The organism is Pannonibacter anstelovis (genome assembly GCF_036881715.1).
Lineage (GTDB): Bacteria > Pseudomonadota > Alphaproteobacteria > Rhizobiales > Stappiaceae > Pannonibacter > Pannonibacter anstelovis.
Genome location: NZ_JBAKBF010000003.1, coordinates 232,717 through 246,517, shown reverse-complemented (window position 1 = coordinate 246,517; position 13,801 = coordinate 232,717). Strand labels below are relative to the sequence as shown.

At 63.5% G+C, this 13,801-nt stretch carries 15 protein-coding genes; 6 read left to right on the top strand and 9 right to left on the bottom strand.

The features are described 5' to 3' along the window. Window positions 1-23: 23 nt before the first annotated feature. Complete coding sequence (locus tag V6L75_RS06440; RefSeq protein ID WP_334250695.1) at window positions 24-830, top strand: HesA/MoeB/ThiF family protein; 807 nt, start codon at window positions 24-26, stop codon at window positions 828-830. A gap of 70 nt (window positions 831-900) precedes the next feature. On the opposite strand, the gene secB is transcribed toward V6L75_RS06440, so the two are convergent. After that, window positions 901-1,395, bottom strand: coding sequence for a protein-export chaperone SecB (secB, locus tag V6L75_RS06435; RefSeq protein WP_050473564.1), 495 nt, complete (start codon window positions 1,393-1,395; stop codon window positions 901-903). 214 nt (window positions 1,396-1,609) lie between these two features. Between secB and V6L75_RS06430 the strand changes: the two genes are divergently transcribed. The 3 genes from V6L75_RS06430 (at window position 1,610) to V6L75_RS06420 (ending at window position 5,633) form a co-directional block, all read left to right on the top strand. Then, window positions 1,610-2,968 carry an ActS/PrrB/RegB family redox-sensitive histidine kinase gene (locus V6L75_RS06430; protein WP_334250694.1) on the top strand — a complete coding sequence of 453 codons (1,359 nt, stop codon included), beginning with the start codon at window positions 1,610-1,612 and terminating at the stop codon, window positions 2,966-2,968. A gap of 60 nt (window positions 2,969-3,028) precedes the next feature. Beyond that, complete coding sequence (locus tag V6L75_RS06425; protein ID WP_334250693.1) at window positions 3,029-3,586, top strand: ActR/PrrA/RegA family redox response regulator transcription factor; 558 nt, start codon at window positions 3,029-3,031, stop codon at window positions 3,584-3,586. A 280-nt stretch (window positions 3,587-3,866) separates the two neighbouring features. Further along, window positions 3,867-5,633 carry a hypothetical protein gene (locus V6L75_RS06420; protein ID WP_334250692.1) on the top strand — a complete coding sequence of 589 codons (1,767 nt, stop codon included), beginning with the start codon at window positions 3,867-3,869 and terminating at the stop codon, window positions 5,631-5,633. Window positions 5,634-5,658: 25 nt separating this feature from the next. On the opposite strand, the gene coaA is transcribed toward V6L75_RS06420, so the two are convergent. The 3 genes from coaA to hisF all read right to left on the bottom strand — a co-directional run bounded on the left by coaA (window position 5,659) and on the right by hisF (window position 7,877). Further along, window positions 5,659-6,624, bottom strand: coding sequence for a type I pantothenate kinase (coaA, locus tag V6L75_RS06415; protein ID WP_334250691.1), 966 nt, complete (start codon window positions 6,622-6,624; stop codon window positions 5,659-5,661). A 96-nt stretch (window positions 6,625-6,720) separates the two neighbouring features. Beyond that, window positions 6,721-7,044, bottom strand: coding sequence for a phosphoribosyl-ATP diphosphatase (locus V6L75_RS06410; protein ID WP_334250690.1), 324 nt, complete (start codon window positions 7,042-7,044; stop codon window positions 6,721-6,723). A 53-nt stretch (window positions 7,045-7,097) separates the two neighbouring features. Beyond that, the gene (gene hisF / locus V6L75_RS06405) at window positions 7,098-7,877 is read right to left on the bottom strand and encodes an imidazole glycerol phosphate synthase subunit HisF (protein WP_334250689.1); all 780 of its coding nucleotides are present in this window, start codon (window positions 7,875-7,877) and stop codon (window positions 7,098-7,100) included. Window positions 7,878-7,922: 45 nt separating this feature from the next. On the opposite strand from hisF, the gene V6L75_RS06400 reads away from it, so the two are divergent. Beyond that, complete coding sequence (locus V6L75_RS06400) at window positions 7,923-8,660, top strand: DUF3800 domain-containing protein (RefSeq protein WP_334250688.1); 738 nt, start codon at window positions 7,923-7,925, stop codon at window positions 8,658-8,660. A gap of 141 nt (window positions 8,661-8,801) precedes the next feature. Here the strand turns inward: V6L75_RS06400 and hisA are convergent, their stop codons facing one another. From hisA to hisB, 4 genes are all read right to left on the bottom strand, one after another. Then, the gene (gene hisA / locus V6L75_RS06395) at window positions 8,802-9,539 is read right to left on the bottom strand and encodes a 1-(5-phosphoribosyl)-5-[(5-phosphoribosylamino)methylideneamino]imidazole-4-carboxamide isomerase (RefSeq protein WP_334250687.1); all 738 of its coding nucleotides are present in this window, start codon (window positions 9,537-9,539) and stop codon (window positions 8,802-8,804) included. A gap of 63 nt (window positions 9,540-9,602) precedes the next feature. Further along, the gene (gene hisH, locus V6L75_RS06390) at window positions 9,603-10,256 is read right to left on the bottom strand and encodes an imidazole glycerol phosphate synthase subunit HisH (protein ID WP_334250686.1); all 654 of its coding nucleotides are present in this window, start codon (window positions 10,254-10,256) and stop codon (window positions 9,603-9,605) included. After that, window positions 10,253-10,774 carry a DUF2628 domain-containing protein gene (locus V6L75_RS06385; protein WP_334250685.1) on the bottom strand — a complete coding sequence of 174 codons (522 nt, stop codon included), beginning with the start codon at window positions 10,772-10,774 and terminating at the stop codon, window positions 10,253-10,255. Before V6L75_RS06385 ends, hisH begins: the two co-directional genes overlap by 4 nt. 12 nt (window positions 10,775-10,786) lie before the next feature. Continuing rightward, complete coding sequence (gene hisB / locus V6L75_RS06380) at window positions 10,787-11,380, bottom strand: imidazoleglycerol-phosphate dehydratase HisB (protein ID WP_334250684.1); 594 nt, start codon at window positions 11,378-11,380, stop codon at window positions 10,787-10,789. Window positions 11,381-11,592: 212 nt separating this feature from the next. Between hisB and pyrF the strand changes: the two genes are divergently transcribed. Beyond that, window positions 11,593-12,321: an orotidine-5'-phosphate decarboxylase gene (pyrF, locus tag V6L75_RS06375; protein WP_334250683.1), complete on the top strand. Its 729-nt coding sequence runs from the start codon at window positions 11,593-11,595 to the stop codon at window positions 12,319-12,321. A 475-nt stretch (window positions 12,322-12,796) separates the two neighbouring features. On the opposite strand, the gene V6L75_RS06370 is transcribed toward pyrF, so the two are convergent. Beyond that, window positions 12,797-13,585 carry a dioxygenase family protein gene (locus V6L75_RS06370; protein WP_334250682.1) on the bottom strand — a complete coding sequence of 263 codons (789 nt, stop codon included), beginning with the start codon at window positions 13,583-13,585 and terminating at the stop codon, window positions 12,797-12,799. Window positions 13,586-13,801 lie beyond the last annotated feature (216 nt).

Genomic DNA, 13,801 nt, shown 5'->3' with positions numbered 1-13,801 from the left:
TTCAGATACAGACAGGAACCGTCATGTTTTCTCCCGCAGAGCTGGAGCGCTATGCCCGTCACATCGTGCTGAAGGAGGTGGGCGGGCCGGGTCAGCAGAAGCTGAAGGCCGCGCGTGTTCTCGTCATCGGCGCGGGCGGGCTCGGCGCACCGGTGCTGCAATATCTGGCGGCGGCCGGCGTGGGGACGCTGGGCATCGTCGATGATGATACGGTATCGCTGTCCAACCTGCAGCGGCAGGTAATTCACGACACGGAGCATCTGGGCGAGCCGAAGGTGTCAAGCGCTGCCGAAGCGATTGCCCGGCTCAACCCCAATGTGACCGTGGAGCCGCATCCGGTGCGGCTTGCGGGCCACAACGCCATGCAGCTGATCCAGCGCTATGATCTCGTCATCGACGGTTCGGACAATTTCGCCACCCGCTATCTGGTGTCGGATGCCTGCTTCTTTGCCCGCAAGCCGCTGGTCACCGCTGCCGTGGGGCGCTTCGACACGACCATCACCCTGCTGAAACCCCATGAAACCGGCGCAGACGGCACACCCAATCCGACCTACCGCTGCCTCTTCCCGAAGCGCCCGGCGGAAGGGCATCTGCCGACCTGCGCCGAGGCCGGCGTTCTGGGGGCGCTGACTGGCCTTGCCGGAACATTGCAGGCGCTGGAAGCCATCAAGGAGATCACCGGCATCGGCTCCGGCCTGACCGGGAGGCTGCTGATGATCGACACGCTGGCCATGCGTTTCGAGACCATCAACTACCGCCGCTCTCCCGCCAATCCGCTCAACGGCGATCATCCGAAGACCTGGGCGGAGCTGCTGGAAGAGGAACGCTGACACCTGAAAAGCAAAGACCGCAGCCCGGATGGGCTGCGGCCTGAAGTCTTGCCGGAAATGGCTGTCCGGATCAGTTCGGAACCGGAGCCGCTTCCTGGTTGGCCATGTTCTGGCGGTAGAGCTGGGCGAAGTCGATCGGGTCCAGCATCAGCGGCGGGAAGCCGCCGTTGCGTGTCGCATCGGCCAGGATCTGGCGCGCAAACGGGAAGAGCATGCGCGGGCACTCGATCATGACGAAGGGGTGCAGGTGCTCGTTCGGCACACCGTTGATGCGGAACAGGCCGCCGTAGACCAGCTCCACGTTGAACATGACCATGTTCGGGCGCTCGGCCTTGGCGCTCAGCGACAGGACCACATCGAAATGACCATCGGCGACCGGCTGGGCGCTGACGTTCACCGAGATGTCGAGCTTTGGCTGTTCGCCCTGCTGCAGCGAGCGCGGTGCGTTCGGGTTCTCGAAGGACAGGTCCTTGATGTACTGCGCCAGGATGCTGAGGCCCGGTGCTTCGCCACCCTGTGCATCGCTGCCCTGCGCCGCGGCGCCACCTTCGTTGATGTCCGTCATCTGTCTCGTATCCGTCTTTCAGTTTCAGGCCCGGCACAATGCTCCGGACCATCAAGCGGCAAGCCGGTGCCCGCTCATCGGTCGCAGAACACCATCTGGAGAGGCTGGCTAGCACGCGAGCACCTGTTCACACAAGAGGCCTGGGCATACTGCGGTGAGTGGACACAGAGGGAGAGGGCTTGCCACGGCACGGATTTCGGCCCAGTTAGTTGCCATGAACGATCCAGTTGAATCCGGTTTCATCCTTTCCCACCGCAGGCTCAGCCTGGATACGCTGGTGCGCCTGCGCTGGCTGGCGGTTGCGGGCCAGACCGTGGCCCTGCTCGTGGTGCAGCTGGGGCTGGGCTATCCGGTGCCCTCCGCGCCCGCCTTTGCGCTGGTCGCCTGTTCGGCTTGGCTCAATGTCTTCCTGAAGATCCGCTCGCCTTCCGCCAAACGCCTGCCGGACTGGGCGGCGGCCGGGCAGCTGGCCTATGACATCCTGCAGATGAGCGGCCTCTTGTTCCTCACCGGCGGCCTAGGCAATCCCTTCGCCTTCCTGCTGCTGGCGCCGGTGATGGTGTCGGCCACCGGCCTTTCGGGCCGCCTGACGCTGATGCTGGGCCTGCTGGTGACGGTCTGCGCCACGCTGCTGGCCTTCATCCATTTGCCGCTGCCCTGGCCGGAGCCTCATGTCTTCTCGCTGCCGGATGTGTATTCGGTCGGTATCTGGATGGCGCTTGTCTGTTCTCTCGCCTTCATGGCCGTCTATGCTTTCCGCGTTGCGGTGGAAGCACGCCAGCTGGCCGATGCGCTGGCCGCCAGCGAGCTGGTTCTGGCGCGAGAACAGCATCTCAATGCCCTCGATGGCCTTGCCGCCGCCGCCGCCCACGAGCTGGGCACGCCTCTGGCAACGATTTTTCTGACGGCCAAGGAACTCTCGCGGGAATTTGACGAGGGGGACCAGCGCCGCGAGGATGTGGTTCTGATCCGTGCGCAGGCGGAGCGCTGCCGTGATATCCTGCGCCAGCTGACCACCCTGTCGAGCGACAAGGACCAGCTGTTCCAGCGCATGCCCATGTCGCAGCTGATCGAGGAAGTGGTGGAGCCCCACCGCGGCTTCGGCATCAGCATCAATGTGGACTTTGCCGGCAAGGAGCCGGAGCCGGTGGGCGTGCGCAATCCGGCCATTCGCTATGGCCTCGGCAACCTCCTTGAAAACGCAGTGGATTTTGCTGCGTCTGCCGTTCAGGTCAAAACCGCATGGGATCAGAGGACCGTCAGGATCGAGATCCGCGATGACGGGCCCGGCTTTACCCCGGACGTATTGTCGCGGATCGGCGAACCTTACATTTCCTCCCGGGCCTCCCGTTCCCAGACCGGGGGAGGCCTCGGACTTGGCTTTTTCATTGCGAAAACCCTGCTTGAACGGACCGGTGCGCGGCTGATGCTGGAGAACCGCCCTGCCCCCGAAACCGGGGCTGTCGTGCGTATTTCCTGGCCCCGCAGCAGCATTGAGGGCGGCTCGGATATGGACCCGGCCGCGGTTTCTGGCCATATAAAGGACACTATTCACGAGCGAGGGGCTCCGTGAGCGGCCAGACACCATGCTGGCAGCGGAGCTGATCACGTCTGTAAATGCAGGACGGCACCCATGAGTGACACAGAGCTTCGCAAGATTGAGGCGGAAGACAAAAGCCTTCTGCTTGTTGATGACGACAAGGCCTTCAACCAGCGCCTTGCCCGGGCCATGGAAAAGCGCGGTTTCGAAGTGGAAACAGCGGAAAGCGTGCGAGAGGCAATCGCCAAGGTGGGCGTCCGTGCGCCAGCTTTCGCCGTGGTCGATATGCGTCTCGAAGATGGCAGCGGCCTGGATGTGATCGAGGCGATCCGCGAGAGCCGCCCCGACGCCCGCGCAGTCATCCTCACGGGCTATGGTAACATCGCCACGGCGGTGACGGCGGTGAAGCTCGGCGCCATCGACTATCTCTCCAAGCCTGCCGATGCGGATGAGGTCTTTGCCGCGCTGACCCGTGAGGGCGATGAGAAGGCAATGCCGCCGGAGAACCCCATGTCCGCTGACCGTGTCCGCTGGGAGCATATCCAGCGCGTCTACGAAATGTGCGAGCGTAACGTTTCGGAAACGGCACGCCGGCTCAACATGCACCGGCGCACGCTTCAGCGGATTCTGGCCAAGCGCGCGCCGCGCTAAATACCGGACCTCAACGAAGGTGGCTATTGAGGTCTGATCAGGCCTTCACGGCGCATGAGCAACCTTAAGGCATGATGCGTCAGCGTCCCAGAGCCGTGGCAGAAGCCGGGCCGTCAGCCTCGCACCAGATGCAATTGATAGCGCTGGGGCACTTCCAGCGCTTTGGGCGCGGGTCTCGCGTGAGCAAAATCCCGCCCCAAGTGTTTGCGATATTGCCGTGAGTGGCCCGGCAAGGCTAAAAGCGGCTCGCGCCGGGCTTGTCCCGGACGTGTGCAAACGCATGAAGATGAGGGACGACATGGGGTGGGTGTTCAGCGGCGGTGCGCGGGGCGTGACGGCCGGACTTCTGACGCTTCTGGCGGCCACGTTACCTGCGCAGCCTGTCTTCGCCCAAAGTCTGCCGGAGCAGATCCGGGTGCAGGTCGTCCCAGCCGAGCCGGGCATCCGCTCCATTCTGGTCAACAAGCGTTACCGCCCGATTATCTCCCGTGGCATTGAAGGTGCTGTGGTCGAGACTGTCACCGGTGCCGTCGATCCCTCCACGGTCAGTTGTCAGGTCGAGCTTGAAATCACGCTCGAGAACAGCCGCGTCCTGCGCGAGAGTGCCGATATCTGTGCCTCCGGCGGCGCGGTGACGGTTGACGTGAAGAAGGACGTTACCGGCCGTCCGCGGGTCGTCGGCGGTGCGGGCGTCACCCCGGCGCCGGCCAGCCCCTCGGGCTCATCCTCCTCGCAGCCAGCTCAGAACCAGAGCACGCAGGCACCCGTCGCAACGGCTCCTGCGGCGCAAGCGCCCCAAACCCAGACCCAGCCGCAGGTTCAAATGCCGCCGCAGGCGCCGGTCCAGCCCCAGGCTCAGGAACAAACTCAGGCACAGACGCCTGTTGAACCGTCACAGCCGCAAGGTCAGTTGCCGCCTCTGGACAGCCCCGTACTGCCCGCCGCGCCAGTTGAACGGGAATGGACAGTCACTGGCACCGAACTTGGCTCGACGATGGCGCGGCTCGTGCATGGCCCGGCGCAAGGTGCAGATGCAGATTTCACCGCCCGCTGCACGCCGCAGTCCGGATTCATTACCGTCAGTGTGCCCCAGACTGCCGCGCCGGTTTCGCAGGGCAGCCCGGTCTCGGTGGCGCTGAAGTCGGAAGAATTCTACACCAGCTATGACGCTTCGGGTTCCGATGCGAACAATCCGCAGGGACGCTCCCTGCCGGAGTTTACCGTCGCAGCCACCGATCCCGTCTGGGATGTGATGGCGCGCAAGTCCGTGCTGGAAGTGATTGTCGAGGGGGCGGTCACGCCGGTTTCCCTGAAGGGCAGCGCCAAGGCGGTGCGCCTGTTCGCGGCAGCTTGCGCCTTGCCGGACCAGATCGTGGATCCCAGCTCCAACCCGGCCATGGCGGGTGGCACGGGAGATCTGGCTTGCACTGAACTTGGTGGCATCCGGTCACTGGATGGCGGCTTCCGGGGCCGCATGCTGTTCCGCAATGCCCGGGGCGGCCCCATCGATGTGTTCTGGATCGATTATTCCGGCATCCAGCAGTTCTACGCCCGCCTCGAGCCAGGGCAGGTGCTGGACCAGGAATCCATCATCTCCAACGCCTGGCTCGTGACGACCGATGTGGGCCAGTGTCTTGGGATCTACATCAGCCGCGAGCCGCAGCAGACCGTTGTAATCGGACAGCCGAGTGGCAGTACCATGCCGGTTCCGCAAGGCCTGCCGCAGGGGGCTTTCACCCCCGCGCCGCCCGTGCAGCCTCAACCTCAGCTTCAGACTCCGGGCATGTTGCTGCCACCCGCGCCCGTCGGCAATGTCAGCACCACGAACTATATCTGCACCGCCGGTATCGACCTGCAGGTCGTCTATGATACCGCCCGGGGCGTTGCCATGGTGACCGAGTTCGGGCAGGTCTCCGTCACGCTGCCGCGCGTCAATGGCGGGGCAGGCTTCCGCTATGAAGCGAACGGCTATGTCCTGCAGGGACAGCGGGACAACGTCACGTGGTCCCGCCCGGGCCTCTACGACGTCTTCTGCGGACGGGGGTGAGCGCAGTCAGGCCTTTGCCCGGATTTCAGATGCGCCGCAGGGCGACTTTTGAAATCCGGTGATTGGCATCCTTGGTCAGGATCAGATCGGCACGCGGGCGCGTCGGCAGGATGTTTTCCTTGAGGTTCAGAAGGTTGATATTGGTCCAGATGGTCTTCGCCGTGGCCAGTGCTTCTTCGTCCGTGATCCGGGAGTAGCGGTGGAAATAGGAGCCGGGATCGCGGAATGCGGTCTCGCGCAGGTGCATGAAGCGCTCCACATACCAGGTCTCCAGAATGTCCTCCGGCGCGTCGATATAGACCGAGAAGTCGAAGAAATCCGAAACGAAGGGCACGGCGCGGCCATCCTTGGGCAGTTCCCGCGTCTGCAGCACATTCAGGCCCTCGACGATGAGGATATCCGGCTGGTCGATGGTGACCGAGTGGCCGGGCATCACATCGTAATAGAAGTGGGAATAGAGCGGCGCCCGTACGTTGCGCTTGCCTGCCTTGATGTCTGACAGGAAGGTCAGAAGCGCGGTGCGGTCAAAGCTTTCGGGAAAGCCCTTGCGCTGCATCAGGCCTTCCGCTTCCAGCACGGCATTGGGGAAGAGAAAGCCATCGGTGGTGACAAGATCCACCTTCGGGCTCGCCGGCCAGCGGGCAAGCAGGGCGCGCAGGATGCGCGAGGTGGTCGACTTGCCGACTGCCACGGAACCTGCAACGCCGATGATGAAGGGCGTCTTGCTCTCCGCCACGCCGAGGAAGCGCTTCGTCGCCTGATGCAGGATCAGCGTCGCTTCGGCGTAATAGGCCAGAAGCCGCGATAGCGGCAGATAGATGCTTTCCACCTGCGCCATGGAAATGGGGTCGTTCAGCGCCCGCAGCTCGCTCACCTCGGCAGAGGTCAGCGTCATGGGCGTATCGGCACGCAGCCGGGACCATTCGGTTTCCGTGAAGACCCTGTACGGCGACAGGTCCATGGTCTCGGGGCGGGTGACAGTCTGGTCCATGGGCGGCTCTGTCCCGGTTGTTCCAAGGGCTTGCATGCGGGCCTTTCTGGTCCGGATGCGCTTGTGATGCGCCAGAACGGTGCCAGCTGAAATGCTCTAGCTGGCGGGCCGTGAGGCTTTTTCCTCAAGACCGGTCTGTCCGGTGCGTGCGGCAAGTTCCGCCATGACCTCGTCAAGGCTTACGCCGCTCACCTTCAGCACCACCATGAGGTGATACAGAAGATCCGCCGCCTCGCCCTTGAGGCCGTCCCGGTCGCCCTGCACAGCGGCAATCGCGGCCTCAACGGCTTCCTCGCCCAGTTTCTGGGCGCATTTGCCAACGCCTTTGCCCACCAGCTTGCGGGTGTAGGACATATCATCGTCGCTCGCCGCACGGGCCGCTACAATGGCTTCCAGGTCGGCGAGAGTGAATGCGGTCATCAGAGCTGTCTTTTCCCGTAACAGGTGAAACTTACACCGGATTTCAGCCGAAATCAGGTATCCATTCGCATAGGTATCCCTGCGGCAGCCATGTGGGCTTTTGCCTCACCGATGCTGTAGGTGCCGAAGTGGAAGATCGAGGCGGCCAGAACGGCTGTCGCATGGCCATCGCGCACGCCCTCGACCAGATGATCAAGCGTGCCGACGCCGCCCGAGGCAATCACCGGCACCGGCACCGCATCGGCAATCGCCCGCGTCAGGGCAATGTTGTAGCCGGACTTGGTGCCGTCCCGGTCCATGGAGGTGACCAGCAGCTCGCCCGCACCCAGCTCCACCACTTTCCGGGCAAATTCCACGGCATCGATGCCGGTGGCGTTGCGCCCGCCATGGGTGAAGATCTCGAAGCGGGGTGCTTCGCCTTCTGCATTCACCTGCTTGGCGTCTATGGAGACGACGATGCACTGGGCCCCGAATTTCTCGGCAGCCTCGCGCACGAAATCCGGATTGTTGACCGCCGCCGTGTTGATCGACACCTTGTCGGCACCAGCGATCAGCAGCTTGCGGATATCCTCCACCGTGCGCACGCCGCCGCCGACGGTGACGGGCATGAAGCAGGCCTCCGCCGTGCGCCGTACCACGTCGAAGATCGTGTCCCGCCCCTCGTGGCTGGCGGTGATGTCGAGGAAGCACAGCTCGTCGGCGCCAGCGGCATCATAGGCCTTGGCCGCCTCCACCGGGTCTCCGGCATCCACCAGATCAACAAAGTTGACGCCCTTGACGACACGGCCGTCCTTGACGTCGAGACAGGGAATGATGCGGGCCTTGAGGGTCATGCGCGGGCCTTTGCAATTTCATAGCCACGCAGATATGGAATCTGAATGGCAGAGGCAGACAGCTCTTACATCTTCTATGCAGACGAAAGCGGCGATCATTCGCTGACGTCCATTGACGTGAACTTTCCAGTTTTTGCCTTGTCGCTCTGTGGCTTCAAAAAATCAAGCTATTGCAGCCAGATCGTTCCCCGCTTCCAGCGGATCAAGTTCCACTACTTCGGCCATGATGCGGTCATTCTGCACGAGCACGAGATCAGAAAGCAGAAGGGCGATTTCAGGCTTTTCACTGATCAGAGGCTGCGCGAAAGCTTCCTGCAAGATGTGTCGGACTGCATCGAGGCTTCGTCCTTCCGGATCGCCGGGTGCGCCATTCTGAAAAGTGAGCTTAAGCTGGATTTCTTTCCGGACAATCCCTACGCCATCGCCCTTGGAATCTGTCTCGTGAAGATCCATCAGTTTCTGAAGGCAAAGCAGGAAACCGGCAAGCGGACGTTCTTCATCTTCGAGAAACGCGGGCCCCGGGAGGATCAGGAGCTTGAACTGGCCTTCCGGCGCATCATTGCCGGAGACAACCAGATCCGGACGCCAATGCCTGGCTTCGAGGCGATCTTTCTCGACAAGAAATCCAATTCGATTGGCTTGCAGATTGCCGATCTCACCGCAAGGCCCATGGCCCTCAGTGTGTTCCGCAAGGATCAGCCGAACCGGGCTTTCGAGATCCTGTCCAGAAAGATGATCGGCGGCACCTCTCTGGGTGCGAAGGGGCGCGGAATCTTCGCCTGAAAAGCGAAAGGCCCCGGATTACTCCAGAGCCTGACGCCGACCGGGAACCCCCAATCCATTTGGTTCAAAGATAAGGGAGTTTTAGATTTTGTCAAGCTTTTTCATAGGCTTAAGCAAAAAGTCCCAACCCCTTCATCTGATTCAGCTTTCCCTTGCCGCCCGGATCAGGGCCATGGCCTCGGCCGGGTCGAGGCGGCCGTCGTAGAGGGCGCGGCCGGAGATGGCGCCTTCCAGGATGGCACAGTCCTGCTGCAGCAGGCGCTTGATGTCTTCAATGGAGGCAAGGCCGCCCGAGGCGATGACGGGAATGGACACGGCAGCCGCCAGTTCCAGGGTCGAGGGGATGTTGAGCCCCTTCAGCACGCCGTCCCGGTCGATATCCGTATAGATGATGGCCGAAACGCCGGCATCCTCGAAGCGCCGGGCAAGGTCCACGGCGGTGAGTTCGGAGGTTTCCGCCCAGCCTTCCACCGCCACATGGCCACCCTTGGCGTCGATGCCGACGGCGATCTTGCCGGGGAACTTGCGGCAGGCCTCGCGCACCAGCTCCGGGTCGCGCACGGCGACGGTGCCGAGGATGACGCGGGTGATGCCCTTGGCCAGCCAGCTTTCGATATGGGCGAGCGTGCGGATGCCGCCGCCCAGCTGCACTGGGTTCTTCGTTGCGCCAAGAATGGCTTCCACCGCCGCGCCGTTGACGCTTTCCCCGGCAAAGGCGCCGTTGAGGTCAACCACGTGCAGATATTCAAAGCCTTGATCTTCAAAGGCCTTGGCCTGCGCCGCCGGATTGTCGTTGAAGACGGTGGCCTGGTCCATGTCGCCCAGTTTCAGGCGCACGCACTGGCCGTCCTTGAGGTCGATGGCGGGAAAAAGGATCATGGCAATGTCTCTCTTGCGGCGCCTGCCGCGCCTTGGTCGTGCATCGGGCGTGAAAGCCGGGCCTCAGGGCTTCCAGTCAAGGAAGTTGGCAATGAGGCCAAGGCCAAGCCGCTGGCTCTTCTCCGGGTGAAACTGGGTGCCCACCATCGTGTCGCGCGCCACCATTGCGGTGAAGGTGCCGGCATAGTCGAAGGTGGCCAGCCGGTCTTCCGGGCGGGCGCAGGCGAAATGGAAGGAATGGACGAAATAGGCATGCAGCCCGTCCGGCCCGGTGGCCAGACCCTTCAGCACGGGGTGGGACTGCGGATGCACGCTGATCGTGTTCCAGCCCATGTGCGGGATTTTCAGCGAAGGATCAGACGGCTGCATCGCCGTGACATCGCCGTCGATCCAGCCGAGGCCTTCCACCGTTTCGAATTCCAGCCCGCGGGAGGCCATCAGCTGCATGCCGACGCAGATGCCCAGGAAGGGCTTGGCCTTGCGGCGCACGCTTTCCTCAAGCGCTTCGCGCATGCCTTCGACGGCTTCCAGTCCCCGGCGGCAATCGGCAAAGGCGCCGACGCCCGGCAGGACGATACGGTCTGCCTTCAGCACCTGTTCCGGATCGGAGGTGACGATCACATCCGGCACCTTCGCGTGATCACGGGCGGCCCGTTCGAAGGCCTTGGCAGCCGAGCGCAGGTTGCCCGAGCCATAGTCAATGATGGCGACAGTCATCTTGCACTTTCTCCTGTGAACCCCGAGCCGGCAAATCCGGAGCCGGACAGCGTCAGGCCGATCACCTGCTCGCGGCCAAAGCGCGGCACGAAGCCCTGCGGCTGCGGGGCAGCCGGTGTTTCCACCGGGCGCTGGGCCGGGCGGTAGGCGTTGAAGAAGCGCAGCTCGGCCTCTTCTCTGTCCTGTCCCGTGACAACACCGGCGAAGATCCAGCCCTTGCGCTCCAGCGACCAGCGCCGCAGGTTGCCGCTTTCAAGGCCGATGAGAACACCGGTCAGAAATGCCACCACGCCGGGCGCTGACTGGATGAAATTCTGGGCGATCAGCTCCAGCACCAGCGAGAGGGTGAGATAGGCCAGAAACGGCAGCCACAGCCGGTGCACCAGCATCCAGATGCCGGTGAAGACCAGCGCCGGGGTGGAGAAACCGTCGCGCACGAAAACCGCCCTTTGCGCCATAGCAGGCGTCAGGCTGCGCCCCTCCGCCTCCGGCGGCAGCATGACCATGTATGTGCTCATTGCCCTGCCTCCTCAGCCGCCAAGCTGGCCCTTGGTGGTTGGCACGCGGCCCGCCTGGCGCGGATCGATCTCGATGGCCTTGCGCAGCGAACGCGCCACGGCCTTGAAACAGGTTTCTGCGATATGGTGGCAGTTGCTGCCATAGATATTGGCGATATGAAGGGTGATGCCCGCATTCATGGCGAAGGCACGGAAGAATTCCTCGAACAGTTCGGTGTCGAACTCACCCACCTTGTCACGGGAGAATTCCACCTGCCAGACGAGGAAGGGCCGGCCGGACACATCCAGCGCGCAGCGCGTCAGCGCCTCGTCCATGGCCAGATGGGTGTCTGCATAGCGGGTGATGCCGGACATGGACCCCAGCGCCTGAGACAGGGCCTGCCCCAGCGCGATGCCGGTGTCCTCCACCGTGTGGTGGAAGTCGATATGAGTGTCGCCCTCGGCGCGCACCTTGATGTCGATCAGCGAATGGCGCGCAAGCTGTTCCAGCATATGGTCGAAGAAGCCGACCCCCGTCGCCACGTCATAGGCGCCGGTGCCATCAAGATTGATCTCGACGTCAATGCGGGTTTCCTTGGTGTTGCGCGAGATTGCCGCTGTGCGCATCTGTCATCCTTCCATCGGCCAGCCTTACTACCTGCCTGGCGAAACCGCGCCGTTTTAGCAGGCGGTGCCACGCATGGAAACACAAATGGGCAATCTGGCCAGAGACTTCTTTGCCAGATCATCGAAGCCGGGAAGTTGCGCGGTTCTGGCGTTGCTGCAACGGGCCTGCTAGGAAGCGGCAACGCCTCACGCCACCATGAAAGGAAACCCGGATGGCCGCCTCCAGCCGCTTTGCCCCCAAGTCCGCCACTCACCGCCTGATGCTGCCGCTGGATGTGCCCACGGTTGAGGAGGCGCGGGCGCTGATTGCGGCGACGAAGGGCGCCGTCGGGGTCTACAAGATCGGCATGGAGCTGCAGTTTGCTGGCGGGCTGAAACTTGCCGAAGAGCTGGCGGGCGAGGGCATCGAGGTGTTTCTCGACGTGAAGCTGCTCGACATCGACAACACCATCGCCAGCGCCGTGCGCAACATTGCCCGCATGGGCGTGCGCTTCGTCACGCTGCATGCCTATCCGCGCACCATGCGCGCCGCCGTTGCCGCCTTGCAGGAAACGGATACCAAGGATCTCTGCCTGCTCGGCGTCACGGTTCTGACCTCCATGGACGAGGAGGATCTGCTGGCGGCCGGTTATCGCGGCCCGGTGGCGGGCCTTGTCGAGGCGCGCGCCGGGGATGCACGGGCCGTCGGCATGGGCGGCATCGTCTGCTCGCCGCTGGAAGCGGGCCTTGTGCGGAAGGCTGTGGGCGGCGAGCTTGTAGTCGTCACGCCGGGCGTGCGGCCCGCCGGCAGCGACAAGGGCGACCAGAAGCGCGTGATGACGCCGGGCGATGCCATCCGCGCCGGGTCCGACTATCTCGTCATCGGCCGCCCCATCAGCCGCGCCGCCGACCCCCGCCGCGCCGCAGAGGCCATCACTGCGGAAATCGAAGCGGCGCTGTGAGGCGGGTCACTACTCTCCGCGTCATCCCGGTTTGCCGCGTGGCGGCAAGACCGGGATCTAGTATCCCCGGCGGAAATGATGGCAGAGACCGGGGATACTGGATCCCCACCTTCGTGGGGATGACAAGGTGAGAGGCTGTGCCGGGGTGCATGAATGCTCTCCCGGCACAAGGCGGGGAAAGCCGCAGTCTGGTTGCCCAGGCACAGCGCTTCAACGCCCCTCCCCCTTGAGGGGAGGGGTGAGGGGTGGGGGTAACAGACTGAAAATACAGGGTATTTTTATTGAAATCTCTCTGTTCAGAGACGAGTGCCAGTCAGGAAGCGCTCCTGCGTGAAGACCCCCACCCCTACCCCCTCCCCTCAAGGGGGAGGGGAATCGAGAGGCCTCATTCAGAGCGGTAACCCTCGAAAACTTCTTGTCTTCCCGGCGCAAGGCGGCAGAAGCCCATCGCCGTTTCAGCGCAAACACCTGCCCCTTACGCCGCTTTTCCGAACCGGTAGTAGGACATGGACAGGGTGCCGTATTCGTAGGTGCGGTGAAGCAGCTCGCCCCTGGCGCCCTTGCCGCCAGCACCGAGCGCGAAGAACACAGGCAGAAGGTGCTCCTCCCTCGGGTGCGCCATCCGGTAGCCGGGGGCGGCGTCGAGATCCGTGATCCGTTCTGCGTCGCCGGTGAGAAGGCCCTGATCCAGCCAGGCATCGAAGGCCGTGGCCCATTCGGGGGCCGGGCTGTTCTGCGGCATCAGCTGGCGCAGGTTATGGGTGGTGCTGCCGGTGGCGATGATCAGCACGCCGCTGTCCTGCAGTCCGCTCAGTGCCTCGCCCAGCTCCAGCAGCTCCTGCGGGCCGTAGCTCAGCGGCAGGGAGAGGGCGACGACCGGAATATCCGCCTGCGGATAGGCGAGAGAGAGCGGCACCCAGGCGCCGTGATCCAGCCCCCATGTGGGGTCGATCTCTGCCTCGATGCCTGCGGCGCTCAGCTTTTCCATCACCTCGCCGGTCACATCTTCCGGGGCGCTGGCCGGATACTGGATCTCGAACAGGGCGCGGGGAAAGCCGCCGAAATCATGGATGGTGCGCAGCGGGCCGGGGGCGGAAACCCGGAGGCCCTCCGTCTCCCAGTGGGGCGACAGCACCACGATGGCACGCGGGCGCGGCAGGCTGGGGCCGAGTTCCTTCAGAAACCGGTGCGCGGCGCTGTCCGCAATCGCCAGCATGGGCGAGCCATGGGCCAGAAACAGCGGTTCAAATCCTGTGGCAGACATGTGATCCCTCCATGGCGGAGCAGGGCGTATCATTCGTTGCCTTGAGAATAGGAACGTTTCCGCCGTGGATAAAGAGGCGCGAATGCGACGGATCGTTCACCCTCACGAAACAGCAGCTATGCCCCCCGTCCGGCGCCCTGCCGCATGACCTGTTGACCGCAGGCCGCAAGGCTTGCGCTGGGCCGCCAATGCTGACAGCAAGAGGGCCGTATTTCC

Bases quoted from the DNA above. Each gene is read 5' to 3' on its own strand.
- V6L75_RS06425 (WP_334250693.1), top strand. From the start codon at position 3,029: ATGAGTGACACAGAGCTTCGCAAGATTGAGGCGGAAGACAAAAGCCTT.
- hisH (WP_334250686.1), bottom strand. From the start codon at position 10,256: ATGACTGTCGCCATCATTGACTATGGCTCGGGCAACCTGCGCTCGGCT.
- hisF (WP_334250689.1), bottom strand. From the start codon at position 7,877: ATGACCCTCAAGGCCCGCATCATTCCCTGTCTCGACGTCAAGGACGGC.
- V6L75_RS06410 (WP_334250690.1), bottom strand. From the start codon at position 7,044: ATGACCGCATTCACTCTCGCCGACCTGGAAGCCATTGTAGCGGCCCGT.
- V6L75_RS06385 (WP_334250685.1), bottom strand. From the start codon at position 10,774: ATGAGCACATACATGGTCATGCTGCCGCCGGAGGCGGAGGGGCGCAGC.
- V6L75_RS06420 (WP_334250692.1), top strand. From the start codon at position 3,867: ATGAAGATGAGGGACGACATGGGGTGGGTGTTCAGCGGCGGTGCGCGG.
- hisA (WP_334250687.1), bottom strand. From the start codon at position 9,539: ATGATCCTTTTTCCCGCCATCGACCTCAAGGACGGCCAGTGCGTGCGC.
- V6L75_RS06430 (WP_334250694.1), top strand. From the start codon at position 1,610: ATGAACGATCCAGTTGAATCCGGTTTCATCCTTTCCCACCGCAGGCTC.
- V6L75_RS06370 (WP_334250682.1), bottom strand. From the start codon at position 13,585: ATGTCTGCCACAGGATTTGAACCGCTGTTTCTGGCCCATGGCTCGCCC.
- pyrF (WP_334250683.1), top strand. From the start codon at position 11,593: ATGGCCGCCTCCAGCCGCTTTGCCCCCAAGTCCGCCACTCACCGCCTG.
- secB (WP_050473564.1), bottom strand. From the start codon at position 1,395: ATGACGGACATCAACGAAGGTGGCGCCGCGGCGCAGGGCAGCGATGCA.
- coaA (WP_334250691.1), bottom strand. From the start codon at position 6,624: ATGGACCAGACTGTCACCCGCCCCGAGACCATGGACCTGTCGCCGTAC.
- V6L75_RS06440 (WP_334250695.1), top strand. From the start codon at position 24: ATGTTTTCTCCCGCAGAGCTGGAGCGCTATGCCCGTCACATCGTGCTG.
- hisB (WP_334250684.1), bottom strand. From the start codon at position 11,380: ATGCGCACAGCGGCAATCTCGCGCAACACCAAGGAAACCCGCATTGAC.
- V6L75_RS06400 (WP_334250688.1), top strand. From the start codon at position 7,923: ATGGCAGAGGCAGACAGCTCTTACATCTTCTATGCAGACGAAAGCGGC.